Genomic DNA, 26,853 nt, shown 5'->3' with positions numbered 1-26,853 from the left:
ACCATCTGAAATATAATATTTTTTAAGATGAGAAATTAGAGTGAAATTATGTCGAATTGATAATAATTATCGTTTGTTTTAATTGTGTTTATATATGGTGCACGGTTGCTTGATGTTGGTGCGATACCATCACCTCGAATGCCTTAATCAAAGGCAACATCCCTATATTGGCGCAATCAATGTATTTAACTGACTGATTTATATGTGCTTGCGAAGTTTCATTAACAGTTTTAAGCGCTTTAACCCTCTCTTTGTGAATAGCTGCAAATGATGGCCGATGTTGTGGGTGATACGGACACTCATAGTGATCGATGCTTATGCTAAGCAAAATTAAAGAAGTCCGGCGTTTTGCTGCCAGACTTTTTATATCAACTCAACTTACGTTATTACTTAATTCTTAATTAGCAGTTAGTTCAGTTCCTGGCCCTTGATTGATTGGTTGGCCTTGCTGAGCACTCACATGGAGGTTATCTGCGCTAATTTGCGCGTAGGCTGTTTTAATGCCAAGTTTAGAGCGAATGTCGATATCTTTGAGCTGAATGTTTTTAAGGGGTGATTCTGGTAACCCGTTAAATATCCCGGCGATATTGGCATTGACTGCGACTAAGTTGGTGATGCTTACATCGTGAATAAACGGGGTGGTTTTGGTAATTGGCGCTGCTTTGATGGCTGGTAGTGGTGCATCAGCTGCTCCAGATTGACCCGTATAACTTTCGGTAAATAAAATCGGTGTTTGTACATCAATCATTTTGAGGTTATTTACCACGATTGGGCCGATTTGAGCGCCGCGATCACGGGCTGATTTCACGCGAAATCCGTTCAAAGTTTTATCAAAGCGCACATCATGAATATAAACTTTGCCTATCCCATTGGCCGTTTCGCTACCGACTGAAACCCCATGCCCTTCATGAATCACGGAATCAGAGATTTCAATATCAGAGCTAGCGTGGGCAATTAGTGGCACATTAGCAAGCCCTGATTTAATCGCAATATCATCATCACCGGTTGAGATATCCAGATGTTTCATGGTGATATGTTGCGAAGCTACCACATCGACACCATCACTATTAAAGCTGTCTTCTGGATTTCTAACTCTTGTTCCATCAAACGAAATATGTTGGCTATTGCGCAGGACAATGTTCCACATCGGAGAATTCGTCGCCAGTATTGCACCGAAGTGCCCGTTATTGACATCATTAAATTCAATCAACCATGGCCGCGGCACACCATTGGCAAGAGGAATGCCTGGATAGTGTTTAAAAAAATACTCTTTATTGCCCTGAACTTTTACAATTTGGTAGACTTTTTTGGCTTCTGGCCACCATAGCTCTTTACCTGAACCATTCACCGTGCCGCTGCCTGTTACACCAACATTGCTGACATGATTGGCTAAAATAAAGGCTTCACCAGCTTGTGCTTTGGAACCAATAAAGGCTCGTTTAAATAGTTTTTCACTGTTATCAGCAAGCAGTGTGCTGCCTTTTTCAAGATTGAGAGTCACGCCATTTTTCAGTGATAAGGGGCCACTGAGCCAGGTTCCTTTGTGTAAAGAAACAATGCCGCCGCCTTGCTGGCTGCATGCATCAATGGTTTGTTGTAATTGTTTGGTAACGACTGTTTTACCATCAGCAACAGCATGATGGCTTGCTGGATCGCAGGCGTTTGTAGCAGCTTTAGCGACAAATGGGAGCAGTAATAAAGCTGATAAAACGGATGCAACAGGTGTTAAGTTTCGATGCCCCACCGAGATTCTCCTCTAACAATTTGATAAATAGACCTTAAAGCAAATTAGCAATTACTCAGTTATTGATAGTCAACTTAGATCAAATAAATTGAAACGCTGTATCAATATTTTTATGTTTGTGTGATGTACTTATCATTTCATCTAATCAGTTACCAATAACCGACATTTACTAGGAGCCTTAGCAGATGATTTTGGAGGAACAAAGGATTGGTATCTGTATTGCCAACCCGGTATGTTGGTAAGACAACGCTATCAACCTATACCTTTTAACGCGTTAAACTAGAGTTTTGATACTTGAGCGAACATATTTATCAGCATTAATCGCTAAATTTATTTAATAAAATTAAAATTTTCAGATAATAAAACTAGAGGTGAAGGGATGACTAACCAGCCACTGAAACTGTTTCTCTATAGCTTTCGAGATTATGATGAGAAGAAATATTTCGATGACCTAAGTCGTGAACGCCATTTTAGTTACAGCGCCAGCGCCGATTTTCCATCACTAGAAAACGCCCATTGGTTGGAAGGCTTTGATGCTGTGAGTTTGACGCCAACCAAAGTTAGTGAGCAATTGCTAGAAGCATTTCACAGCTATGGCATTCGTTATATTTTGACCCGATCAATTGGCTATGATCATATCGATCTTAATAAGACTCGGGAACTGGGGATGAAAGTCTCGCATGTTAGTTATCCGCCCGAGGCTGTGGCTGATTATGCCATTATGCTGATGATGATGAACCTGCGTAAAATGCCATATTTGATGGCGCAGTCGGCCCTGCAAAATTTCTCTTTGCCGAATAAAATGGGGCGTAGTATTTGCGATTCTACGGTGGGCGTTATTGGAACGGGTCAAATAGGGCAAACGGTGATTTCTCATTTAAGTGCCTTTGGATGCCGCATTCTCGCCTTTGATCCATACGTAAATGATGCGATTAAAGATAAATGTGAATATGTCTCGCTTGATGCGTTGCTTAAGCAAAGTGATGTTATCTCGCTGCATGCGCCAGCGACTGAGGAAAATTATCATTTGCTGGATGCCACTGCTTTTTCGCAAATGAAAGATGGGGCGGTGGTGGTCAATACGGCGCGCGGAACGCTGATTGATACCGATGCACTCATTGCTGCATTAGAGTCTGGCAAACTGTTTGGAGCAGCGCTTGATGTGCTTGAAGATGAAGTCGGTCTTTATTATCTGGACCGCTCCAATGATTGCATCGCGAACAGGCAAATGGCTGTTTTGCGCTCATTTCCCAATGTTATTTTGACGCCGCATACGGCATTTTATACTGAACAAACTATTCGTGGAATGGCTCAGAGCACGGTCGATTGTCTGTTCGATATGGCCAATAAGATTGATAATCCTTTGATTATTAGTTAATTAATTTAGCCCCTAGCTTAAAGCGATGGTAATAGTCGCTTTAAGCCCATGTGGCTCATTGGGTTCCAGAATCAAGCGCCCACCATAGGCACTTGCAAGTGATTGCGTAATTGAAAGCCCTAGTCCGACATTTGAGCTTTGTGTGTCGCGCTCTTTATTAAGCCTGGTAAAAGGCTTAATCACTTCATCCAGCTTTTCTTTTGGGATCCCAACCCCATCATCGCTAACACTGATGATGAGTTGGCTATTTTGCTTTTGGGCATTAAGCTCAATTGTGGCGTCATTACCTGCATATTGAATGGCGTTGTTAATCAGATTTTCAACCATCCGTCGCACACTTAATGGGGCAATCGATGCGGTGAAAGCAGCTTGTTCTGGATAACGAATCGCGATGCCTTTTTCATCATATTCATCGACAATCGTTTGCAACAGACTGTCAATATTGGTGGTTTGACTCGTCTCTTTTTGTGCATCATTTTTAGCAAACCGCATGGTTTCAGTGAGCATCTTTTCCATGGTGGCAAGTGTGGTGAGCATCTGCTGTTTATCTTCGCTCTCTTCGATAAACTCCAATCGCAAGCGTAAGCTGGTGAGCGGGGTTCGCAAGTCGTGCGATATGGCGGCGAGTAATTTAGTCCGCTCCTTAATGTAATCGGTGACTTGGTGCTGCATGTTGTTAAAAGCACTGATGGTGGGTGCTAAATCAAGCGGGGCATTATTACTGACCTCGCTGACCTGCTTATTCGTGGCAAAGGATTGCGCTGCTTTACCAAGCTCGCGAACTGGTTTTAGGGCACGGTGAATGATCACCAGCGAGAGCAAGATGGTTAGAGTCATCATTGCGATGAGCGCAATCAATACGCTGGTGGACCAATGAGTAATGTTATTTTCAACCCCCGAGGAAAAGTTGAGCCATTGACCGTTACTGAGCTGAACTGAGCCGTTAATCGTCGCGCTATATGCTGAAGTTGCAAAACGATGGTAGCGATTGGCACGATAATTAGATGATGTTCTGGGCGGGGCGCTCATCATGGCGTTATTGCCCATCATTGAGTTTCTCTGTCTTGGTGAATCGTACCTTCCCATCATCGATTGATGCATCGATTGCATCTGTTGGTCAGAGAGATTCATCATCGGCCGCTGGGGCTGATTGATAAAGCTAAGGCGCACTTGCTGAATGCCGCTTGAGCGAAGCTCGTTAAGTAACTGTAAGGCAGTGGTAGATGCGCCATCACTTGCACTAATTCGCGGTGAATCGCTCAGTGATAAATGTAAATCTGAGCTACTACTGGCCGAGAGAATCGAATCGTGCAGATTATCCGGTGTCTTTTCGAGAGTCTCACTCACCGAGACAATTCGAGCCAAAGCACCGGAGATTGATAATTGGTGGATCCGTTGTGATTTATCGTATGAAAGTAAGTACAGCGTTAAGAAAAAGCTGATGGCAAATCCAACTAATATGACCAATGCAATTTGATGGATCAGCTTCTGGCGTTGATACCACTTAACCATGCATGACCTCACAACTAAACTGGTAGCCACCGCCCCAAATGGTTTTGATCAATTTAGGTTGTTTGGGATCGATTTCAATTTTTTTACGAAGTCTGCTAATGAGCGTATCGATGGCGCGGTCATAAACATCGGCTCCTCGACCTTGAACTAATTTGAGTAAGTCTTCACGGCTGAGTACCACATTTGGGTGTGATAAAAATGCGGCCAACATAGTAAATTCGCTCGAAGTCAGTGGCACCAAAGTCCCTTCTGGGTCGAGTAGTTCACGAGTGGTCGTGTCGAGTTTCCAGTCTGAGAATTCATAATGCGTTGGATTCGCGCTGAGCTGCTGTTCAATATTGGGAATCGCAAAATGGCGCCGTAAAACTGATTTGATTCTAGCTAGCAATTCGCGTGGATTAAAAGGTTTGGCAACATAATCATCCGCGCCCACTTCTAATCCAACGATACGATCGACATCTTCGCCAAGCGCGGTCAGCATAATAATTGGCATGTTCGTGCTGGCACGCAGCTCGCGACACAATGTGATGCCATCTTTACCTGGGAGCATTAAATCCAAGATGAGCAGGTCAAAATGCTGTGCGGCCATTTTCTCATACATCTCATTGCCATCTGCTGCTGTTGCAACACTAAGACCATGCTGGTTTAAAAATCGCTGCAGCAAGTCTCGAATGTCTTTGTGATCGTCAACGACAAGTATCTGATAAGCCTTTTGCATTTCAACCTCTTGGAAAACTGACCCTTGTTACTATATACAGCTTGCACTAAAAAGTGTGTCAAAGTTTGTCACAAACTCTGTTTGTCAATCTTCGTCAGAAAACAAAGTAGTTGCGACACATATTCAACGCTCAAAGTTGCTGTAATAGTCCTGTAGACAAACGAATGTGATGAAGGGGACAAACCATGAAAACTTTTACCAAAGCGGCTCTTATTGTAACTACTTTAGTTGTATCTGTCGGTGCTTATGCGCATTGGCATAACAACGCGAGTCAATACTACGCCAATACTACTGCTGGCAATGCAGCACCGGGATATCAAAATGCAGCGCCAATGAATCATTACTATCAGCAGATGCAACAGTGGATGAGTCAGATGCGTGAATTTTGTTTGGGCAGACAAAATTCGATGATGAGCATGGGGTCTCGTGGCGCGCAAATGGGCTATGGGATGGGCAATTCTCATATGGGCTGGCATATGCAGGGCTATCAAAACTCGAATGCCAATGGGCAATACTCGCGTATGAGGTCAAATATGATGGGTCAATCTGGTGGCATGGGTTGGTATCAACAAAACAATACGAGTAATAACGCTGCACAACAGGCAAATTAAGCGTTAAATCAGTTGCATGAAACAGAGCTAACGGAATTGTATTTTATCAGCGATTAAATAGTGCATCAGAAATCCATTGACGTTCACTCATTTGCCCATAATGATAGAGCATTACAGGATGTTTAAAGGATAATTGATGTTACTGCGGGACAAACTATTGGCACTGTGTATTGTGCTGATCTGGGGCGTGAATTTTGTGGTTATCAAAGTCGGCCTTGAAGGTATGCCATCTCTTTTATTGGCTTTTTTACGCTTTTTCTTTGTCGCTTTCCCAGCGATCTTTTTTGTAAAGCGTCCCCCGGTGCCATTTAAATGGTTATTTATCTATGGCATCACGATTAGTTTTGGGCAATTCGCACTGTTGTTCTGGGCCTTAAAAATTGGGCTCCCTGCGGGGTTAGCATCGCTGATTATTCAGGTGCAGGCATTCGTGACGATTGTGTTAGGTGCTCTGCTCTTAAAAGAGAAAATTAAGCTGCATAATATTGTGGCAATTATATTAGCCGCCGTTGGTATTTTTATGCTGGCTGTCGCACAAGGTCCTAGTGCTCAGAGCGTTTCGGTCTTTGCGTTAGCATTGAGTATCGGTGGGGCATCATCATGGGCGATGGGAAATATCGCCAATAAAGTGATTATGCGTAACCATCCAACGCCTACGATGTCGCTCATTGTCTGGAGTGCATTGGTGCCAACCGCCGCGTTTGCTCTGTCATCGCTGTTATTCGATGGCCCTGCGACCATTGTTCAAGCGCTGGTGCATATTGCTTGGCATAATATTTTCTCAATCGCTTATCTGTCATTTTTAGCCACAATCGTCGGTTACGGTGGCTGGAGCTTTTTATTAAGCCGTTATGAAACCTCTCAAGTTGCGCCGCTGTCGTTACTTGTGCCAGTATTTGGTTTGGTGAGTGCTTTTTTGTTACTAGGTGAAAAGATGAATATTCATCAGCTTATCGGCGGCGTCATCATTGCCATCGCGTTGGTCATCAATATGTTTGCCCCACGCTTAATGCAGGCCATAAAACATACGCAACCCGTTTTATCTGATCGCGATTAAATAAAAACAAAGCAATAAAAAAGGAGTGTGTGAAAACACTCCTTAATGCGAGTTTCTATTGGGCTTAAAATTGATAACCTGCGCTAACCCAAAATCGAGGATTGCGCTGCTCATCATCAGAGAGCGCGTTACCACCATCAACTTTCCAAGCCACTGCGGTGGTTACACTAAATCCTTGGTAATTGGCGCGAAGTCCAACACCTGCGCCGGTTAAATGGCGACTGTCACCGGTATCAATGCCACCATTGGGTGTATAGCCGCTATCAACAAAAAGGTAAGGGCTTAATCCATAAGGTAACTTTTGATAGCGCAGTTCAACCTGCCCCAATACGCCTCTGGCATCAGAGCCTTCACCCACTGGATAGGCACGGACTCCATCTGGCCCTCCTAGATAGAAGCTTTCTGAACCATCGATTGTATCGTGATCGACCCACTGGCCGCGCATATGTGCGTAGAGATTAAATCCTGCGCCCACATTTTGTATTCTTGAAAGCTCAAGATCCCATTTTGTAAAACCACTTCGCTCTGAGTCTGTGTCGGTTTGTGCAACCTTGATTTTGCCCGGTGTCAGTGTCAATTGACCCCAAGTGATACCCCCGCCTAACAGTGCGTCACGACGGTCAAAGTTGATTGTCAGCGGAACGCTCTGGCTATGTGCTGTTTTGTCGTAAACTGATAAGGCATCATCATCAAGACGTTTGTATTGAAAGGTTGCGCTCAGTGACAGATTCGAGTTTTGCGAGCGGATGGCCGGATAACTGACCCCTGCCGCATAGATATCGGCCGTCCCGGTATAGCCTTCAAAGCCGTGTCCTAACTGGTAATCGGTGTGTGAATAGCCTACGTTCGCTTTTAGTCCATCGTAGCCTACGGGGAGCACGTAGTTGATACCACCTAGCCAGGTGTCTTCATTTGAATAAGAGCCAGATAAACTTAATTCATCGCCAACTTTAAATAGATGATTGGCACTTAAAGCGGCTCGTAGCCGATATTCACCCGAATAGCGACTGCCATAGTTATCGCCGCCAATGAGGGCTCGAACACGTTGTTGGGGGTCAACTTCGACATCGAGATCACCTCGGCCAGTTTGTGCTCCGGGTTTTAAAACAGGTGTTGCATCGATGCCAGGCAGATCTTTAATCAGCAATAACTGGCGTTCAAGTGAGGATGATTCAATCACCTCGCCACTTTTTAGTGTGCTCAAGTAGGGGCTAATCGCTTTATTTATAGCAGCGTCGTTACCCTTGATGGTAACTTGGCCATACTGACCTTCAACAACTTGAATTGTTAGTTCGCCTGAGCTTAATTTTTGTGCAGGCAGCAGTGCTGTGGCAAAACTATAGCCGTGTTTTCGATAATACTGACTGACCTGATTAGCCAAATTTCGAAGGCCTGCTAAATCAAATGACTTTCCTTTGACAGAACCGATGACTTTTTGTAATTGCTCATCCGAATAAATTGTATTGCCAGTAAAATTTACTTTTTTCAATACAACTTTGGTTCCTCCTTGCTGAGCTTTGCCAAGCGATTGTCCTTTTAAATCTAACGGTAACTGTGATGATGGCGGAGCATTATTCTCGTGAGCTTGTTGTTGCTGATAGATTAACCCCGCATCGGGAGGCACTGCTGGCGCAGCGATTGCTGCGCCAGAGGCCATTAATACTAAAAAATAAGGAAACGATTTGCTAAGACGGTCCATGTATATTTTTCCCTTAATTTTCGACCGATTGATTGTTTAACTGTAGTGCTGGTAACAGTAATCCGCCATCTACAACATAAAGTGGTGAGCGATTTGAGTGCGCTTTAGGGATATCATTCACACTTGAAATATACTCAACACTCATTTGTGACTCATTTTCGTTAAGCAATGTATTGGTATATGAGTCTGTCACAGAATTGGTCGTCACATTCGTGCGAGGCTGTTCCAAAACTGTCCGGGTAATAATGACCGACCGTGGCACAGTTAGCGCTGTTGACTCAAGCGGATTAATGACCAATGAACCCGCTTGATAGCTCAGGTTATAGTTAGGATTATTGCTATTGGTCAATGTGCCTTGAGTAATTGCATAAGTTCCGGCGCTTTCGCCACTATCTCGCGTTAAGTCACCTGTTAACGACTCGCCAGCCACGAGTCCACAATTGCTGCTAAAACTGCCGCAACTGGTTTGATAGGTGAATATTGGGTCTGTGTCGCCCACATCTTTACTTTGATCATCAGCACTGACCGTGACTGGTCGAGCGGTAATATCCGCCGTTGTGGTGGCGACATTTGAGCTTAACGTATAGTTGCCGATATCGCTGCCGCTTAAGCTAATGCCACTGATTGAAACCGTTTTATTGGTGGCTACATTTTTATCACTGAAACTGCCACTGGCCGAAGCAACGGTTAAATCATCACCTGTGATCATGCCATTAAAGCTAGCTGCTGTGGTATCTAACGTTGCAGCTGTAGTGCCATCATAGACTTTATCAGCGGCGGTGATGCCAGAGACCGAGCTCAGCGCTTTAGCACTAATGGATGCAGTGGTCGATGCGGTGTCATCGACAAGCGTATAGTTGCCCGCATCCGTGCCGCTTAAGCTAATGTCACTGATTGAAACCGTTTTATTGGTGGCGACATTTTTGTCACTAAAGTTGCCACTGGCTGAGGCAATGGTTAAATCATCACCTGTGATCATGCCGTTAAAGCTTGCAGCTGTGGTATCTAACGTTGCAGCTGTAGTGCCATCATAGACTTTATCATCAGCGGTGATGCCAGAGACAGAGCTCAGGGCTTTGGCGCTAATAGATGCAGTAGTCGATGCTGTGTCATCGCTCAAGGTATAGTTGCTTGCATCCGTGCCGCTTAAGCTAATGCCGCTGATTGAAACCGTTTTATTGGTGGCGACATTTTTATCACTGAAACTGCCACTGGCCGAGGCAACGGTTAAATCATCACCTGTGATCATGCCGTTAAAGCTTGCAGCTGTGGTATCTAACGTTGCAGCTGTAGTGCCATCATAGACTTTATCATCAGCGCTGATGCCAGAGACAGAGCTCAGCGCTTTAGCACTAATGGATGCAGTGGTCGATGCGGTGTCATCGACAAGCGTATAGTTGCCTGCATCCGTGCCGCTTAAGCTAATGCTGCTGATTGAAACCGTTTTATTGGTGGCTACATTTTTGTCACTAAAGTTGCTAGTGGCGGAGCCAACGGTTAGATCATCACCTGAAATTATGCCGTTAAAGCTGACGGCTGTGGTATCTAACGTTGCAGCTGTAGTGCCATCATAGACTTTATCATCAGCGGTGATGCCAGAGACGGAGCTAAGCGCTTTTTGAGTGACCTGAACAGTTACATTATCAATACTCGAACCAGTGATAATGTCGTAGCCTTGCTGAGTTGAATAATAGTCGTTAACTAAAGAGCGAGATCCGGCATTTTTCTCATCGAGGGTTAGTTCCCCATCGACTAATGTTGAATCAAAGGTTGAGCTATCAGCTGTGGACCAACTGGTTGAAATAGCCGCTGTCAGCTCTGTTGAGCCGTTATATACCTGTGTTAACGATGAATCACTGGTACTTAAAGTGGCTGCTGTTAAAAATGTTCTCAATAAAGGCGTGGTGTAGCCATCATAGATACGCCAGATAGTACTATCCCCACCCGTGCCAGAAATGTCCCAGTTGGCGTAGGTTGATGCGTTGAGTAAATCACTATAGCTGTATCCTTGGCCGATAGTTGAATCATAACTGCTATCAATGGCCACGCCTTGAGCATTGGTCGTTGCATAATAGCTATTCGTCACGGTTTCAGAACCGTCTACGTTAATGCCGACCAGCCCTCCAACATCGCTTGTCCCTGATACACTGCCCAGAGCATAAGAATTAGAGATATCTCCTTGGTAGTTTCGACCTACGAGCCCACCAATATCGTAACCTGGATCACTGACGATAGAGTTCGCGTCTGCACTCACACCAGTAACACTACCCGTTGCATAGGAGTTACTAATGGTGCCACTTGCTCGGCCCGCTAATCCACCCACGGTACTTGCGCCGATTACATCGCCAGTGGCATAAGATTGATCAATGGAGCCGTAACTGCGGCCGACAAGCCCACCAATATCAAAACCGGTGCTGGTGATGTTCCCTGTAGCATAACTGGTTGAAATTGAGCCACCGGTAATATTGTAGCCAACGAGTCCTCCGATATAAGAGGCATTGGTATCAATGGTCACCGACGAGTGACTATCGCTAATCGTGCCAATGTTGCCTCCCGCTAAGCCACCAAATCCTGCATTTATCACATCAGCTGTGCTTCCTGCTGTAATCGAGCCACTGGTCGATGCGTTAGTGATGGTGCCTGCATTGTAACCCGTAAGTCCTCCCAAATATTCAAAACCACCTGTAATAGATACGTTATCCAAGGCAATATTCTGAACACTGGCGGAGTCATTAATGTAGCCAAATAACCCCAAATAAATGTTATCTGGGCGATTAATAGTAAGGTCTGAAATCGTGTAGTTTTGTCCGTCGAAGCTACCGATGAAGTTGTCACTCACAGTGCCGAGAGCGTCCCATCCTTCACCACTATTGGCACTGCTGCTGGCATAAAGATCATATCCAGTCGATGAGCTATCTAAGTCATTTTCTAACTCAAAAGAATATCCAGACGAGATAATGTCACTGTCATTAATATTTTGTAGCTGTGACCAACTGGTGATTTGATAAGGGTTCGCTTCGGTGCCAAAGCCTGCCTCAAACAGTGTGACATTGTTGATATAACTGTCAGGGGTCAAATTGGTTAAATAGGGCAGAGCGCCTAGACCATAGCCTGCCACTGCGCTGCCTTGCGCGCTGGTAAATGTCCAGATGGATGAATCCCAACCCGAGTAAGTGCTCTGCTGGCCGAGTTCTTCATATGTTTTGCCTGTGCCGGTACTTGTTCCCGTGTTAATCGATTCGCCATCGACATCGGTCGTCGCGTAGTAACTGTTGGTGGCTGTTCCATTATAGGAAATGCCCGCAGCAGTGCCCTGACTCTGGGTTGCAATGGTGCTTCCTGCAGCATAAGCGTAATCAATCGTCCCTGCGTTATAACCGGCAATGCCGCCAGCGTTATTAAAATTCACTGTCGTGGTGGTATCGGTGTAAACGTTAGTGAGAGTGCCGCTATTAGAGCCCACTAGACCACCAATATCACTGCCATAGTCTAAAGTGGTGTAAACCGTGCCTACGACAAAAGCCTGATCCACACTGCCATAGTTGTAACCTATTAATCCACCGACTTTATAACGAGCCGCTGCTGTGCCTGTGGCGTAAACGTTATGAACAATGCCGTGGTTTTCACCAATTAATAAACCGGTAATTTGATAACCTGAAACAGAGCTATCGGTGACGCCTAAATCCCGAACCACCGATCCAGATTGAACCGTACCAAAAAGCCCAACATTGGATTGATTTCCCGCTGAGATAGTCATATTGCTTACCGTATGGCCCAGACCAGTTACGGTGCCATTTAGCGAAGAAATAACCGAATTGGAGAAGGTATTTCCACTAAGATCTAAACCTTCAGCCAGCGCATAGTAGCCATAAGAGGATGCTGAAAGATACTGGCTTGCCTGCGTTAGCGTGTGAATTAAAGTGTAAGATTGGCCATTAATGCTCAATGTCGCATTGTCACCAGAGAGCGTTACAGGAGCTCCGATATTATAATCAGTATCGCTGGTAACGGTGCCGCTATTTTGAATATAGCCACCATAGTTAAGCGCTAAACCAGCGCTGTCACCCGAGGCGGTAATTGCTGCATTAATATTGATATCGTTATAGGCGTTGAGTGTTAATGTTGTATCGGCGTCCCATGAAACCGCTGCATCGACATTGATGTCGCCATCGTCACTACCATCGCTAACCGTTGCTAATGTAACATCTGTCGTTGCCAGATTACTTGATAAAGTGTCCGCACCAATACTGCTAGTAGAAAGCGAACCACTGCCTTCATTAATGGTAAAGTCAGTCGGGTCAATCAGCCATTGACCTGTTTGCCCTTCGTTGGCAAGGGTGGTTACCGTGGTGTCGGCGCTTATCTGCACATTGGCAGCAGAGGTCTCAATAAAACCGCCATCGCCTTGATTTGGCGCGCTAGCATCCAGTGTCCCGGCAACATTGACTTGGCCGTTTTGCATATCACCGAGTAAGACAATTTCACCTGTTTCTGTGCTGCTTAAGGTTTGCGCCTGTGAAATACCAGTGTGATTAATGACGCTGGTGGAAAGTGCATCAGCCGCTTTTGCGGTTAAATAGATTAACCCGCCGTTAGCTTTTACAACGCCACCTTGCTCAATGTAGGTGTCTAGCAGTGACTGTTTGACTTCAATTTTAACTGTGCCACCCATATCTAATGTGACGGTGGAACCTGCGCCCATCAGGGTTGCGCCTTTGGGCGTTGTTATATTGCCGGTATTGATAATCTTCGCTGCGATCATTGCCACGTAGCCACCTTCAGCGGTGGTAATATTGCCTTGGTTTATGACCGCATTGGCACTGCCACCAGAAAATGTGTAATTACCCGCCATGAAGTCTTTGTCAGAAATGCCCAAAGTGGAGGTTACTAAGGCGCCAACGTTAACTTGCGCGTCCTTAGAAAAAGACACGCCATTGGGGTTAATTAGAAAAACGCGCCCATTGGCACTTAGCTGACCCCGAATAGATGATACTTCTGAACCTGTCACTCGGTTTAAAACTGCCGAGGAGGAGCTTGGTTGCACGAACTGAACTTGATTATTCTGACCGATTGAGAAGCTATTCCAGTTAACGACCATATTTTGACTGGATTGGTTAATTGTCATGGTTGAATCTGTGCTGGCGATAGTCCCTTGGCCTGAGACAACTTGTCCGCCTGTGGGTAATTCTGCCAATACATTGGCTGAGACTAGAATTAAGCTCCCTGCGGCAATTTTAACTACCGACTTCTTTGTATTTTTTACCCGACGAGAACCTAGCTCCCCTGCGACTTGCCAAACCTGTCGAGCCGCATTCCAGATGGTACGATAGATATGATTCACAGCTTTTACTCCCAATCATCCCTTTCGGGTAAACAAACAAAAATGAGTAGTTAAATAAAATTTTCGATAGTTTAGGTTAAAAATCAGTTTTTTCAATAAAATTGTTTAAAAAACGAACTTATTTTTTATTTTGTTGATAACAATATAGCTTATTTATCTGTTTTTTATGAAATTTTAATTGGCTAAAAAAGAGGGATTAGCATTATTTAGCTGGATAAAATAGTTTTTACAGGAACAAGATTTACTTTTTTAAAGGTTTAATAATATTTTTTTGATTGAACATTCTTTTTTACATTTTAAATGAAAATTCTAGCAAAAATTAAAATGACGCGATCATCTTCTATCAGAGTGATTTCTTTGTGGCATAACACCATGCGTGTTTTTGATAAAAGAATCGATTAAGCTATCGCTTCGCTAGTTCAAACAATTATCGGTATAACGTTTATGTGGTTTGCTTTTGGGGCAGTATTGGCTTTTTTATTCTTCAAATTGGGGAACATGGGGTGGTATGGTTATGCCATGGTGATGGGAGCGCCTTTGACATTGGCTGTCTTTGGCTTTCATCTATTTGCCCATTATGGCGTAAACTATCAGGGTGTTACGTTAGTCACAGCCCTTGCTCTGGCTGCGAATATCTGTTTTGCGCTAAGTGCTCTATTGCTTCCTGATGGCGCTGATAACTATTCCAACTATGTGTTTTTCACTCTCATCAAAAACCCTCCGGCAGTGATGAGCACACTTGCTGTTAGCTCTTTTATTGTCTCGATGATTTGTGATTGTATTCTCCTCGTCCAACGATTTTGGCATTAACTTTTTTATTATTTTTAGGGCCATTGTTTTTGATAACGTATCGCCTGATGCTAGGCTAATCATTACATTTTACTGCCTAAACTGGCCTCTGATTGGCGCAAAAACAAGCATAAAAGGTCAACTTCCTTTAATTTAACTATTTCTGACCATTGATTTATACCGATGAGCCCGTATGGTTAAGGGACTTAATCTTAATTCGAGAGTTCTTATGCTCATTGCAAGCCTTGCCGCGATGCTGTTTGTGATATTAAAGGTATTGAATCCAGGTTCTTTACTGATGGTTTTAGTTTTCGCTTGGCCTGCCACTTTAGCTGTTTTGGTGTTTCATATTTTTGCGCACAAAGGGATTAAATACCAAAAACTAGATAAGAGAGCGAAGCGCTCAGCTATTGCTAATATCGCACTGGTTGTTGCAGCTTTAATCTGCCCTGATCTGAATGAGCACAGCATTCACGCATTTTTTACGCTTTGGTCCAACCCTCCGGGATTTTTATTTGATGTGGCATTTACCTGCACGGCTATCGCGCTTGTCAGTGATGCGTTGCTATTTATCGAACGGATCCGCTCACATTGGCAAAGGGGAAGTCTTTCTAGTTAAGCGATACTTAAATTTGCGGTTTTCATCCATAAGGAGAACATTATGTTGCCACCTTTAAGGGCTCTTAAAGCTTTTGAAGCTGTTGCCCGGTTAGGTTCGATAGGTTCGGCAGCCAAGGAGCTACATGTCACATCAGCCGCAATTAGTCAGCAATTAAAAAGCTTAGAGCTTTTTCTTGAGGCAAAATTATTTACTCGCACACCTCGAGGTATGGTGTTAACCACTAAAGCGCAAAAGTATCTGCCAATAGTTGCTGGCTCATTGCATCATCTATCTTTGCAGACTGAAATTTTATTTCAATCGCCCCGTGATGAAGTATTACGACTCAAGGTAAATCATACTTTTTGTTATAGTTGGTTGATGCCTCGATTGGCTGATTTCATGACGCAATACCCATCCATTCATCTGGACATTTCGCTTGTCGATTGGCCATCAACTATTCCTTGCGAACAAGCCGACATTGAACTGACCAATGGCTATGTCGAGGCAGAAAATGTCAAAATCGAGAAACTCTTTCAAGAGCAATGGGTATTAGTTGCAAGCCCAGAATATAAAGCCAAGTATGCGAGTGCGCTTGATGCGGGGGAGTTTGCAGGCTTACCCGCGATACAGGTTAAAGGTTATGAGGAAAACTGGTTGCAGTGGCTAAATCACAACCACTTCTCATTAGCGTTGCCGAAAATTCAATTGGAAATAACAAACTCGATGCAGGCTATTCAAGCGGCTAAATGCGGTTTGGGGATGCTTTTAATCCGCTCTTTGGCCGTCAAAGAGTCGCTGAATCAGCAGCAGGTTGTGTTAGCCCATCATGCCTATATGCCCACCGAATCGGCTCACTATTTAATAACCCCAAAAAATGACAATGCCAAGATCAATTTCTTCTGTAACTGGTTGCACGAACAGGTTGTTAAAGACGGTAATGACTTTAATTTTTCTGAACTAAATAAATGCTAGTGTTTAGTTTATCTTAAGTCTTTGTATAGAAAATATAGGGGGTGAATAGTCATATATCTGTCATGTAAGCCTTATATATTAGTTTTATATAGTATATCGTAATAGCAACTTCGGCTTTTATATGAGGAATGATGAACAGGCTTATTAAGCGCTGGCAAGGACGAATTCAACTCTCAGGTTTCATGGCTCCGTTAATTATTCCATTGACGGTGTTCTGGTTATTTCCTTTTGCTTACAGTATCTATATTAGTTTCACTGATTGGGATTATATTTCCCCAAATTATTCGTATGTTGGGTTAGATAATTATCATTATATGTTTGATGATCCTGAATTTACTCAGGCATTAACCAATACGTTTGAATTTTCTTTGGGTGTAGTGATTCCAACCGTTATTTTAGGATTATTATTTGCACTGCTTTTACATAAAAAGTTTGCAGGCAGTCATTTTTATCAGGCTGTTATATTTTCACCGTGGATTACGCCAACAGTTGCCGTATCAATTGTTTGGTCATGGGTTTTCAGCACAAAAGATGGGTTGATTAACGGCCTGTTGCAGATGGTCGGTATTGAACCCATCGCTTGGTTAGAGCATGGCTCTACTGCGCTAATAGCGGTGATTGTAGTGACTGTTTGGCAGGCGATTGGCTGGACAATGTTGTTTTATATCAGTGCATTGAATAAAATTCCGCACTCACTTTATGAAGCATCTTTAATCGATGGCTGTCGACCTGTGACGCGGTTTTTTAAAATTACCCTACCACTTGTTTCACCCACTACGTTCTTCTTAGTTATTGTCAATATGATTAATGCAATTCAAGCCTTTGATCAGTTCCAAATTCTCACTCAAGGTGGTCCAGGTGGCGAAACAAGAACGCTTTTATATTTATTCTATCAACAAGCGTTTGAGCGTTATGAAATGGGGCCTGCAGCGGCATCTTCACTCATTATATTAGTACTAACAGGTGCGCTAACTTTAATTAACACCTATATGGGTAAACGCTGGGTTTATTATTAGGAGTAAATGATGAAGTCATTGAAAATATCTCAGGAAATTACGCTGAGTACTCCTGAGAAAAATTCGTTACGTCTTAATTTGTCAACAGCCTTATTAAAAATAGGGATAAAGCATCTATTTTTAATTATCAGTGGCATATTAATGGTTTTCCCATTTATCTGGATGTTATCTGGGTCGTTAAAAACAAATGATGAAATATTTGCAAGCCCGCTGAATTTATTTCCAGCACATCTGCATTGGCAGAACTTTATTGAAACATTTCACAGCGCTCCATTTGGGCTGTATATCTTTAACAGTTTTGCCGTTGCCTTTGCGACAACGGCAATTGTGTTGATCAATTCTGCGTTGTTTTCGTATGCGCTGACGCAGCTTAAGTTTCGCGGTAAAACCACCCTCTATTTCGTGGTCATGGCCTGCTATATGCTGCCGGGCGCGGTTACTTACATTCCGTCTTACATCATCTTGGCCAAAATGGGCTTGCTTGATACGCGTACCGGGCTGGTGTTGTCAAATATCGTGAGCGTTTTTGGTGTGTTTTATCTGCGCCAAGTGTTCTTAAAAATTCATCCTTCACTCATTGAAGCCGCTCGCATTGATGGGGCGAGTGAGTGGAAGATTTTGCTCCGTATTGTGTTGCCTCAATGTAAAGCTGCTTTGGCAACGCTGTTTCTGATTACGTTCATCATGAATTACAACAGCTATATGTGGCCGAGTTTGGTGATTACGACGCAGGATAGAAATCTGATTGCGACGGGAATTCGTCAGTATTTTATTGCTGAAGGTAATTATGGCCTGAACTGGTCACACATTATGGCGGCTAGCACCATTGCTGTGCTGCCGCTATTGGGATTATTTGTTATCTGTCAAAAAGCCATATTGTCCGGTTTCGCCGACAATGGCGTAAAAGAGTAGGGAATATGAAACTAAAAACATTGATTGTGGCCTGTACTGGCGTTGCGAGTGTTTTGCTTTCGCAATCCGTACTGGCAAAAACAGAGGTGAATTTCTGGTATGCCGGTGGTAGTAAACCGCAAAAAATCTTTGAAAAGATGATTAAAGATTTCAACCAGAGTCAGAGTGAGTATCACATTAACGGTGCACTGCAAGGTAGCTATACCGAAACATTCCAAAAATTGCAGGCGGGTATGGCCTCTAAAACTGCGCCAGAATTTGCACTGCTTACTGCCTCACAGGCCGATTCAATGGCTAACCGGCATCTGCTTCGAGACCTTCGCAGCTACATTAAACCGGATTTTCATTTCGATGATTTTGTTGCTGCATTTCGCCAACAGGTGACTCGAGCCGATGGTTCGGTGATAGCGCTACCCGCCTACGGGACCACCCAAATTCTTTATTACAATAAAAAAGTATTAAAAGACAGTGGCTTTAGTGCCAAAGATCTTTCAACTTGGCAAGGGTTGGCCAAAGTTGCCGCCGCGGTTACCAAAAAAGATGGTGATAGAACGACCTTTTATGGTTGGGAACCGATGTGGGGATATGAAAACTTATTGTCTGCAGTTTATTCCAATGGCGGCAAGGTTATCAGTGATGATGGCAAGAAAATCCTAATTGATTCACCAAAATGGATTGAAGTGTGGGATGGGTTTCGTAAATGGATCCATGATGATCAGATCATGCGGATTCATTATGGTGGTCAGGGCTGGGAATATTGGTATAAAACCATTGATGATGTCATGAAAGGCCGAGCATTAGGTTACACCGGCTCATCGGGTGACCAAGCGGATCTGGACTTTACTAAACTGGCTGCCACTATCCAGCCTGGATGGGGGTCTCATCAGCCATCTCCGATGGCGGGGGCTCAAGTTTTTGTGATGCCTAAAGGGACGAGTGATAAAGCTGCTCAAGGCGCGTTTGCGTTCATGAAATATTATACCAACGCTGAAAATACGGCGAGCTGGTCGATGCAAACGGGTTATATCCCGGTTCGAATGAGCGTCAAACAGGTCAAAGCGTATGATGATTATGTCAAAGCCAACCCACAGGCCTTGGTACCGCTAACGCAGGCGAACTTAACGAAAAATCTTTATTTTGTTGACCCGACCAACGGCAAGATTAAAGACGCGTTAAAAGTGGCCGCCGATCAGGTTGAAATCCAAAATGTTCCGGCAGCCAAAGCACTGAAAATGGCTGCGCGTAAAGCCCAGCGAGCACTGGACAGAGCCAACCATAAATAAGCATAAAACGAGGTCGGATAATCTATCTGACCTCGTTTTAAGCCAAGGAGTATTGATGTATCTGTTTGAAGGTGAGATGAATTTTGGGGTAAAGACTCACCATTTTGATGTGCTCAGCGCTCAATCCTTTCAAATCACCATGAGTACGGTCAAAACCGGTTTTATCTATTGTTTTATCTATGATGCCAATGGCCATTATCGTGCGGGTGTTGTCGGGCAAAAGAGTAAAAAAACGGTTACGATTCGCCCCACTGATAGCTGGGCAGCCCCTGGGAATGAGATTGTCCCCGGACAATGGCAAGTCGTGTTATTTAATCCAAATGGCGAATTTCGTCGTGACAGTGCAATGCGCTATCAGGTGCAAATTGAACCATTAGAGGGTGAGCTGGGTGGAGAGTATCAGGGCCATCGAACTTTAAATACTAAACGTGCTGTGACCTTCGATATCAAGCGCTGTTTAAACGCCAAAGCTGGTTGGTATAAAGGCGATCTGCATGCGCATACCGTGCTTTCTGATGGCCATAATCATATGGCTGATGCGGTGGCCATTGCTCATGCGCAGCAGTTAGATTTTTTATTTATGACCGAGCATAACCTGTTGGATTCGCGCCTGCCGGACTCAGAGCGTTGCCTATTTTTACCGGGTTTTGAAGTGACCACCGATTTGGGCCATTTTAATATCCATGCACCTGCGAAAAGCCTCACCATTGATAAAGAGCATTTTCACTCGACAGAGATGATTGCTCAGGGCATTGAAATTGCGAGCTCAGCGAATAGTAACTTAAGCATTAACCATCCGATGATGAAACCCTGGCACTGGCAATATGCCGAGATGCCACTTGATGCTATCAACTCTTTGGAAGTGTGCTGCGATCCAACTTGGTCAACCTCAGCGCAAGCCACTGAGTCGGCGCTTAAAGTTCTCAATGCGATGTGGAACGCTGGATATCACATTGTTGCAGTGGGGGGCAGTGACAACCATTTAACGCCTGATGAGCGAAATCCTAACGCGACGGAGCCGGCAATATACGGCGATCCGGCCACCTATATTTATGCGCAAAACTTAAGTTGTGCGGCGCTTATCAAAGGCCTTCGACAAGGGCGCTGTTACTTTGCAAGACGCAGCCAAATTCAGTTTTCGCTTAACGACGGCGCACTGCTGCCCGGCGATGATTGCGCCGATGCAATGGTGAATATCGAGCTTAGCATTGGCAATACAACTGCCAATTATTGCGCGCAGTTGGTGGTTGATGGTCAGTGCGTTCAATGTGTTGCGCTTGGTCAACAGAGCGTCTCGTTGCAATGGGATATGTCGCATTGTAAGTGGCTTCGCGTTGATATTCGACAAGGCTCGCCGGTAGCGCCGGGAGAGTTAGATGCGCTGATTAATCCGATTTATAACGGTGCAAACATGCGCCAAGATACATCAGGTCCAAAGACCTGGGGACAGTTACAAGAGATAGTTGCTAGTGAGTGAAATTAAAGGGTTATTGTTTGATAAAGACGGCACACTTATCGAGTTTGAACAGATGTGGTTAGGTGTTGCTAAACGAGTCGTGGTCATTGTGGCGGCTAAATACGCTCAAGATAAAACGGTTAATGAAACAGCGTTACTCAGCGCGATTGGTGTTGAAAATAACAAGATTGATTTTCACGGATTGTTAGCCTGTAATCCGGTTGAAGATATGTCAAAGAAGTGGTTTGAGATGCTCAATCCCACATCGACATTAGCGCTATTTAACGAAGATGTGAAACAAACCTTTTTGGCTGAAGCGCTCGCAAGCCCGGAATCGGTTAAAGCGTTAAGTGGCGTCAAAGAAACGTTAGAGTCATTTAAACGGCAAGGATTTAAGCTGGGAGTTGCCACAGCAGATAGTAAAGACTCGACTCTTTATACCTTAGAAAAAGCGGGTTTGTTGGAGCTATTTGATTTTGTCGGATACAGCGATGGTGACATTGCGCCTAAACCTGATAGCGCTTTAATGGAGCGTTTTTGCCAGCAATGCCAGCTTAAGCCTGAACAAGTCGCCATGTTCGGTGATACGCTGTGCGATATGAGCTTTGGGCGTAACAGTGGCGCGAAAAGCATCGGTGTGCTTTCAGGGACATCAACCCATAGCGAAATTCATCCGTTTGCCGATCTGGTGATTAGCTCCGTTGCTGATCTAACTCTCGGGCATTTACAGCAATTAGAGCAGGGTTAAGAACATGGCAAGCGTACAATTAAAACAAGTTGAAAAAGTTTATCCAAATGGCTTTAAAGCAGTCCACGGCATTAACTTAACGATTCGCGAAGGCGAATTTATGGTGTTTGTGGGACCATCCGGATGCGCCAAATCAACCACCCTGAGGATGATTGCTGGTCTAGAGGAGATCTCTGGTGGCGATATTTATATCGGTGAGCAGCGGGTGAACGACTTAGCGCCCAAAGATCGCGGGATCTCGATGGTTTTTCAAAACTATGCACTTTATCCCCATATGTCTGTTTATGAAAACATGGCATTTGGCTTAAAGCAGCTCAAATTAGATAAACAAGAGATTGAGCAGCGTATCGCAAAAACTGCAAAAACCTTGGAAATTGATCAGCTGTTAAAGCGCAAACCGGGGCAGTTATCTGGAGGGCAACGGCAGCGAGTGGCTCTTGGGCGAGCGATTGTTCGAAAACCTGACGTGTTTTTATTTGATGAGCCTTTGTCTAATTTAGATGCCAAACTGCGGGTTTCAACTCGCGTCAGCATCGCCCAATTGCATAGTGATCTGAAAGCTCAAGGGCAAAGCTCAACGATGATCTATGTAACCCATGACCAAGTTGAAGCCATGACATTAGGCGATCGCATCTGTGTACTCGATCAGGGCAAAATTATGCAGGTTGATACGCCAATGAACCTGTATCTAAAACCGGCGAATAAATTTGTGGCCGGATTTATTGGCTCTCCTGCGATGAATCTGCTTAAAGCTAAACTGGCAAGCGACGAGGGACAATTGGCAGTGGAACTTTCAACAGGTCAGCGATTACGTTTACCTAAAGAGAAAGCTCATCAGCTCCAAGGCGTGCCTGATGAGGCGATCTGGTTCGGAATTCGTCCGGAAGATATTACATTGGTTGAAAAAAACCAATCTGCTGAAGATGGCTATGCGTATCTTGCTGAGCTTGAGTTAAAAGTGCGAGAAGCGATAGGTAAAGAACTCTATCTGTATTTTGATATTGATGAGCACTCCCAACTAGTGATGTGTCACAGTTACACCTCTGCCAGTGATTATCCAACGGGCCAGCGCTATCAGTTAGCCGTTGATATGCACCGTTGCCATCTGTTTTCGCAAAAAACAGAGCAAACATTGCTCTAGTTTGGAACTGTCGGTTAAGAGCTAAATTATCTGGTCGGTCGCTGATTCTGGCAAAGCCTAATAAAGTGGCGAATTAACACGTTATGGTACTTTTTTATGCCAAGCCAGATGCAGCTGGCGTGGATAATAACCGGTTAGATTTAACTGAATTAAACGTTTGCTCTCGAGGCGCTCTTTGACTGCAAGGCGAGAGACAAACGTTAGTCCTAACCCTTTTTCAACTGCCAACATAATCGCTTCGAGTGTGTTGAGCTCCAATATTGGCCCTAATTTCGTGATCTGTGGTTTGATATGGGTATCAAATTGTTCAGGCTACCTGAAAGCGCGGCTCGCGCAGTACCGAGAGGGTTTATTCTTGTCGCAAGATAATTTCCACCAGAGCTTGTCAGCTCATAGAATGCTTATTTTCTATTGAGTCATGCATTGATTGATAAGATCTGATTAAAAAAATGTAATTGTTATGATATAACATTTCAAAAAATTCGGTATGTTGCAGATTTTGCTAGCGCGTTTTCTCGCGCATCGCAAAACGGCTTAACATATTTTAAAGATTTAGATTGAGATGTTAAATATGAATCACCCCGTTCTGCCCGATGTGGCGTCTACGCAACACGCGAGCCAACCTCACCCAATAAAATGGGTTGGGATGGAAAAAATAGCCTTACCTTTAATCATTACGAGTCAGTCTCACGAACCGATGAGTGTCAGCTCACAAGCGAATGTGTTTGTCAGCCTTGATGATCCAAAGGCAAAAGGCATTCATATGTCACGTTTGTATCTTAAATTGTATGAACATTTGGCCAATCAACCCTTGAGCCTTGAATTACTTAAAACGCTGCTCAGTGAGCTGGTTGAATCGCAAAAGGGGATTAGCCGTGCGGCCCGGGTCGATTTAGCTTTTGATTTGATGATTGCTAAAAAGGCCTTACTCAGTGAGCAGATTGGTTATGCAACGTATCCAATAAAACTGTCGATTAGTCAGGTTTCAAGCGGGGTTAACTTAAGCGCTGAGCTGCAAATTACCTACTCCAGTACTTGTCCTTGTTCCGCTTCATTGTCTCGTCAGTTATATAAAGAAGCGGTTGAAGAGCGCTTTAACTCACAGACCATTGATAAACAGGCTTTGCTCGATTGGTTAGTCAGCGAACAGGGCACTGTGGCAACACCACATAGTCAACGCTCTTTTGCCTATTTACAGCTAGACTTTTCCAAAGGATACTTCCCTGATTTGCAAGCGTTGCTTGAGCATCTTGAACAGGTGATAACCACCCCCGTTCAAACGGCAGTGAAACGAGAAGATGAGCAGGCGTTTGCTAAGCTTAATGCCGAAAATTTGATGTTTTGTGAAGATGCCGCGCGCAAACTCAAAACAGCGCTTGAGTCATTTAACTTTATTCGTGATTACTGGTTTAAGATTGAACATCAAGAAAGCCTACACGCACACAATGCTGTAGCAATAGATTATAAAAACCATTCATAAGAGGAGTGCAGACATGTTAAGAAAAAACCCAACGGGCCATTACCCGCAAGTTGCGCAATCGGCTTTTATTGACCCAACGGCTATTATCTGTGGTCATGTGATCATCGAAGACAATGTCTTTGTCGGCCCCTATGCGGTGATTCGTGCCGATGAAGTTGATGAAAATGGTCAAATTGAACCTATTGTGATCAAAGCAGACTCCAATATCCAAGATGGGGTGGTGATTCACTCTAAAGCGGGTGCTGCAATTCATGTCGGAGCTCGCAGCTCGATTGCCCATCGCAGTATTGTTCATGGTCCATGTAGTGTTGGCGACGACGTTTTTATCGGATTTAACAGCGTGGTCTTTAATACCCATATTGGTAATGGCTGTGTGATTCGCCATAACAGTGTGGTTGATAGCATTGATTTAAGCCCTAACTTTCATATTCCACCGATGACCAACGTGAGTGCTGGGTTTGACTTGTCGAGCATTGCTAAAGTACCACCTCATTATTCGGAATTTTCAGAGTCTGTTGTGTCGGCAAACAATGCTCTGGTAGAGGGCTACAAAAAAATCGCCAACGAATTGTAGGTAGGATTGTGCCGTCTGTGCAGAAGGCTCGTTGAAAGCGAAATGAAAACGTTATAACATAACAAACCTTATAGAGAGGATGCAGAAGCACTTCGATTCTAAGGTTTTGCTTCTGCTTTTGTTGCTATCTTAAGGAGTTTCATTTCAATGGTGTCTAAAATTGCCAAGTTGCTTTTAGCGGCTACTCTGGCGTGTCCAGCCGTGGTATACGCACAGCCACTGAAAGTTGCAGTTAGTGTTGTTCCAGAAAAATATTTTGTAGAGCAAGTCGGTGGTTCACATGTCGATGTATCAGTGATTGTTCCACCGGGAGCAGAGCCTGATTCTTATGCTCCAAAAGCGGCGCAGATGAAAGCGCTGGCTAAAACTCAAATCTATTTCCCAATGGGTGTGCCATTTGAAAATGCATGGCAGGATCGAATTGCCGGTGTGAATCCTAAAATGGATGTTGTTCCTGTATATGGCCGTATTTGTCGTCGTCAGTGGCCTGCTGGGGTGGGTGATGACGATGGTGCTCCTTCAAAAGCCAAAGCATATCCTTGTCGTCCGAGCCGAGGTGACCCTCATATCTGGATGTCTCCGGTATTAGTGCGTATCATGGCCGGCACAATTCGTGACACGTTGATTGCAAAAGACCCAGAACATGCGGCTGATTATCGTCAGAACTTCCGTAAATTTGCTTTGCATATTGATGAAATTGATAGCGAAATTTTAAAAGCGCTGAATAATCCACATGCAAGTGAGTTCTTGGTGTATCATCCTGCGTTCGGATATTTTGCACGAGCTTATGGTTTGCATCAGTTACCTGTTCAAGTTAACGGTACCGATCCAACACCTGCTCAGTTAGCAAAAGTGATTAAAGTTGCGAAACAAAAACAGATTAAAGTTGTCTTTGTTGAGCCTCAGTTCTCAAAACGAGCTGCTAAAACAATTGCAGCTGAAATCGGTGGTCAGGTTGTTGCGGTCGACCCACTGGCAGCTGATTGGGGTAAAAACTTAGTAGCTGTTGCTGATGCGTTTTCTAAAGCGCTGAAATAACGAAGAAATAAAGGAAGAGCGAGCGAATGCCGGTTGCGGTTGAATTTAACACAGTCAGTTTTGCCTATGAGCAATCGATGGTTTTAAAAGAAGCCAGTTTAGAGCTTGCCGAAAAAGGCTTTCTGTTGGTTTTAGGTCCAAACGGTGGCGGCAAAACAACCTTTGCTAAGCTTCTGTTGGGATTAGTTCAGCCAACTTCTGGCAGTGTTAAATTATTTGACCGACAGCCGCATTCAGCGTTGGCCGATATCGGTTATGTACCGCAAATTACTGTCACGCACTCGCGTCTTCCTATTCGAGTTTTTGATGTCGTTAATCTCGGCTTGTATAAATGTAAGGGCTTGTCACGCGCGAAGCGCCGACAAAAGGTGATGAACGCCTTACAAACCGTTGGCTTGTTGGCTCTGGCCAAACGAGCTTTTAATGGCCTTTCTGGTGGTGAACGCCAGCGAGTATTGATTGCCAGAGCGCTAGTTTCATCGCCACGGCTTATCCTACTTGATGAACCAACTGCTAACGTAGATGCTAAATCTAAAGAGCAAATTTACCAGTTACTCTCCCATTTAAATGAGCACGCAACGATTGTTCTGATTACCCATGACCCTGATACTTCAGCGTTGCCTGTTAGTGATATTGCGTTTATTAATCGCCAGGTTATTCATCATAAAGGGCGAGAGCTAACTGATAAAATGCTGGCGCTTTCGCTGGGCACAACTATCGAGCAGCTACCGCGCTGCGCCAATGATTATTAACCTCTCCAACGCTTAAGAGTATTGCACCGTT

At 44.2% G+C, this 26,853-nt stretch carries 22 protein-coding genes; 16 read left to right on the top strand and 6 right to left on the bottom strand.

Going from position 1 to position 26,853, the window contains the following annotated elements; genetic code table 11:
- Positions 1 to 397: 397 nt before the first annotated feature.
- The gene (locus ABTQ23_RS11900) at positions 398 to 1,744 is read right to left on the bottom strand and encodes a glycoside hydrolase family 28 protein (RefSeq protein WP_408615955.1); all 1,347 of its coding nucleotides are present in this window, start codon (positions 1,742 to 1,744) and stop codon (positions 398 to 400) included.
- A gap of 379 nt (positions 1,745 to 2,123) precedes the next feature.
- Between ABTQ23_RS11900 and ABTQ23_RS11895 the strand changes: the two genes are divergently transcribed.
- Positions 2,124 to 3,122 (top strand): D-isomer specific 2-hydroxyacid dehydrogenase family protein, encoded by a 999-nt coding sequence (locus ABTQ23_RS11895; protein ID WP_408615954.1) that lies wholly within the window; start codon positions 2,124 to 2,126, stop codon positions 3,120 to 3,122.
- A 12-nt stretch (positions 3,123 to 3,134) separates the two neighbouring features.
- Here the strand turns inward: ABTQ23_RS11895 and ABTQ23_RS11890 are convergent, their stop codons facing one another.
- On the bottom strand, positions 3,135 to 4,634 hold the full coding sequence (locus ABTQ23_RS11890; RefSeq protein WP_408615953.1) for a sensor histidine kinase: 1,500 nt from the start codon (positions 4,632 to 4,634) through the stop codon (positions 3,135 to 3,137).
- Positions 4,627 to 5,352, bottom strand: a complete 726-nt coding sequence (locus ABTQ23_RS11885) for a response regulator (protein ID WP_408615952.1) — start codon at positions 5,350 to 5,352, stop codon at positions 4,627 to 4,629. Before ABTQ23_RS11885 ends, ABTQ23_RS11890 begins: the two co-directional genes overlap by 8 nt.
- 185 nt (positions 5,353 to 5,537) lie before the next feature.
- Here ABTQ23_RS11885 and ABTQ23_RS11880 point away from each other — a divergent pair, with 185 nt between their 5' ends.
- Together ABTQ23_RS11880 and ABTQ23_RS11875 are read left to right on the top strand one after the other, a co-directional pair.
- Positions 5,538 to 5,963: a hypothetical protein gene (locus ABTQ23_RS11880; protein ID WP_408615951.1), complete on the top strand. Its 426-nt coding sequence runs from the start codon at positions 5,538 to 5,540 to the stop codon at positions 5,961 to 5,963.
- A gap of 136 nt (positions 5,964 to 6,099) precedes the next feature.
- The gene (locus tag ABTQ23_RS11875) at positions 6,100 to 7,020 is read left to right on the top strand and encodes an EamA family transporter (RefSeq protein WP_408615950.1); all 921 of its coding nucleotides are present in this window, start codon (positions 6,100 to 6,102) and stop codon (positions 7,018 to 7,020) included.
- A gap of 64 nt (positions 7,021 to 7,084) precedes the next feature.
- Here ABTQ23_RS11875 and ABTQ23_RS11870 read toward each other — a convergent pair whose 3' ends face one another.
- Both ABTQ23_RS11870 and ABTQ23_RS11865 read right to left on the bottom strand, forming a co-directional pair.
- Positions 7,085 to 8,719: a ShlB/FhaC/HecB family hemolysin secretion/activation protein gene (locus ABTQ23_RS11870; RefSeq protein ID WP_408615949.1), complete on the bottom strand. Its 1,635-nt coding sequence runs from the start codon at positions 8,717 to 8,719 to the stop codon at positions 7,085 to 7,087.
- A 13-nt stretch (positions 8,720 to 8,732) separates the two neighbouring features.
- Entirely contained in the window at positions 8,733 to 14,060 is a 5,328-nt protein-coding gene (locus ABTQ23_RS11865) for a YDG domain-containing protein (RefSeq protein ID WP_408615948.1), read from the bottom strand.
- 444 nt (positions 14,061 to 14,504) lie between these two features.
- Here ABTQ23_RS11865 and ABTQ23_RS11860 point away from each other — a divergent pair, with 444 nt between their 5' ends.
- The 9 genes from ABTQ23_RS11860 (at position 14,505) to ABTQ23_RS11820 (ending at position 22,978) form a co-directional block, all read left to right on the top strand.
- The gene (locus tag ABTQ23_RS11860) at positions 14,505 to 14,870 is read left to right on the top strand and encodes a hypothetical protein (protein WP_408615947.1); all 366 of its coding nucleotides are present in this window, start codon (positions 14,505 to 14,507) and stop codon (positions 14,868 to 14,870) included.
- A gap of 208 nt (positions 14,871 to 15,078) precedes the next feature.
- The gene (locus tag ABTQ23_RS11855) at positions 15,079 to 15,468 is read left to right on the top strand and encodes a hypothetical protein (protein WP_408615946.1); all 390 of its coding nucleotides are present in this window, start codon (positions 15,079 to 15,081) and stop codon (positions 15,466 to 15,468) included.
- Between the two features lie 42 nt (positions 15,469 to 15,510).
- Positions 15,511 to 16,422, top strand: a complete 912-nt coding sequence (locus tag ABTQ23_RS11850) for a LysR substrate-binding domain-containing protein (RefSeq protein ID WP_408615945.1) — start codon at positions 15,511 to 15,513, stop codon at positions 16,420 to 16,422.
- Between the two features lie 131 nt (positions 16,423 to 16,553).
- Complete coding sequence (locus tag ABTQ23_RS11845) at positions 16,554 to 17,438, top strand: carbohydrate ABC transporter permease (protein WP_408616041.1); 885 nt, start codon at positions 16,554 to 16,556, stop codon at positions 17,436 to 17,438.
- 6 nt (positions 17,439 to 17,444) lie between these two features.
- A complete protein-coding gene (locus ABTQ23_RS11840; protein ID WP_408615944.1) occupies positions 17,445 to 18,350 on the top strand; it encodes a carbohydrate ABC transporter permease in 906 nt (301 codons plus the stop codon).
- A gap of 5 nt (positions 18,351 to 18,355) precedes the next feature.
- Positions 18,356 to 19,633: an extracellular solute-binding protein gene (locus ABTQ23_RS11835; RefSeq protein ID WP_408615943.1), complete on the top strand. Its 1,278-nt coding sequence runs from the start codon at positions 18,356 to 18,358 to the stop codon at positions 19,631 to 19,633.
- Positions 19,634 to 19,688: 55 nt separating this feature from the next.
- On the top strand, positions 19,689 to 21,110 hold the full coding sequence (locus ABTQ23_RS11830) for a CehA/McbA family metallohydrolase (RefSeq protein WP_408615942.1): 1,422 nt from the start codon (positions 19,689 to 19,691) through the stop codon (positions 21,108 to 21,110).
- Positions 21,103 to 21,837, top strand: coding sequence for an HAD family hydrolase (locus ABTQ23_RS11825; RefSeq protein ID WP_408615941.1), 735 nt, complete (start codon positions 21,103 to 21,105; stop codon positions 21,835 to 21,837). The genes ABTQ23_RS11830 and ABTQ23_RS11825 overlap by 8 nt, the downstream gene beginning before the upstream one ends.
- Before the next feature lie 4 nt (positions 21,838 to 21,841).
- On the top strand, positions 21,842 to 22,978 hold the full coding sequence (locus ABTQ23_RS11820; protein ID WP_408615940.1) for an ABC transporter ATP-binding protein: 1,137 nt from the start codon (positions 21,842 to 21,844) through the stop codon (positions 22,976 to 22,978).
- Positions 22,979 to 23,059: 81 nt separating this feature from the next.
- Here the strand turns inward: ABTQ23_RS11820 and ABTQ23_RS11815 are convergent, their stop codons facing one another.
- Positions 23,060 to 23,239: a LysR substrate-binding domain-containing protein gene (locus ABTQ23_RS11815; RefSeq protein WP_408616040.1), complete on the bottom strand. Its 180-nt coding sequence runs from the start codon at positions 23,237 to 23,239 to the stop codon at positions 23,060 to 23,062.
- A 310-nt stretch (positions 23,240 to 23,549) separates the two neighbouring features.
- On the opposite strand from ABTQ23_RS11815, the gene folE2 reads away from it, so the two are divergent.
- The 4 genes from folE2 to ABTQ23_RS11795 all read left to right on the top strand — a co-directional run bounded on the left by folE2 (position 23,550) and on the right by ABTQ23_RS11795 (position 26,822).
- Positions 23,550 to 24,458, top strand: coding sequence for a GTP cyclohydrolase FolE2 (gene folE2 / locus ABTQ23_RS11810; RefSeq protein ID WP_408615939.1), 909 nt, complete (start codon positions 23,550 to 23,552; stop codon positions 24,456 to 24,458).
- 13 nt (positions 24,459 to 24,471) lie between these two features.
- Positions 24,472 to 25,032 carry a DapH/DapD/GlmU-related protein gene (locus ABTQ23_RS11805; RefSeq protein WP_408615938.1) on the top strand — a complete coding sequence of 187 codons (561 nt, stop codon included), beginning with the start codon at positions 24,472 to 24,474 and terminating at the stop codon, positions 25,030 to 25,032.
- 147 nt (positions 25,033 to 25,179) lie between these two features.
- Positions 25,180 to 26,070 carry a metal ABC transporter solute-binding protein, Zn/Mn family gene (locus tag ABTQ23_RS11800; protein ID WP_408615937.1) on the top strand — a complete coding sequence of 297 codons (891 nt, stop codon included), beginning with the start codon at positions 25,180 to 25,182 and terminating at the stop codon, positions 26,068 to 26,070.
- Between the two features lie 26 nt (positions 26,071 to 26,096).
- Positions 26,097 to 26,822: a metal ABC transporter ATP-binding protein gene (locus ABTQ23_RS11795; protein WP_408615936.1), complete on the top strand. Its 726-nt coding sequence runs from the start codon at positions 26,097 to 26,099 to the stop codon at positions 26,820 to 26,822.
- Positions 26,823 to 26,853: the final 31 nt, after the last annotated feature.

This window comes from Celerinatantimonas sediminis (assembly GCF_046054195.1).
GTDB lineage: Bacteria > Pseudomonadota > Gammaproteobacteria > Enterobacterales > Celerinatantimonadaceae > Celerinatantimonas.
The sequence above is the reverse complement of the archived record's forward strand: the minus strand, read 5'-3'. Positions and strand labels throughout refer to the sequence as shown.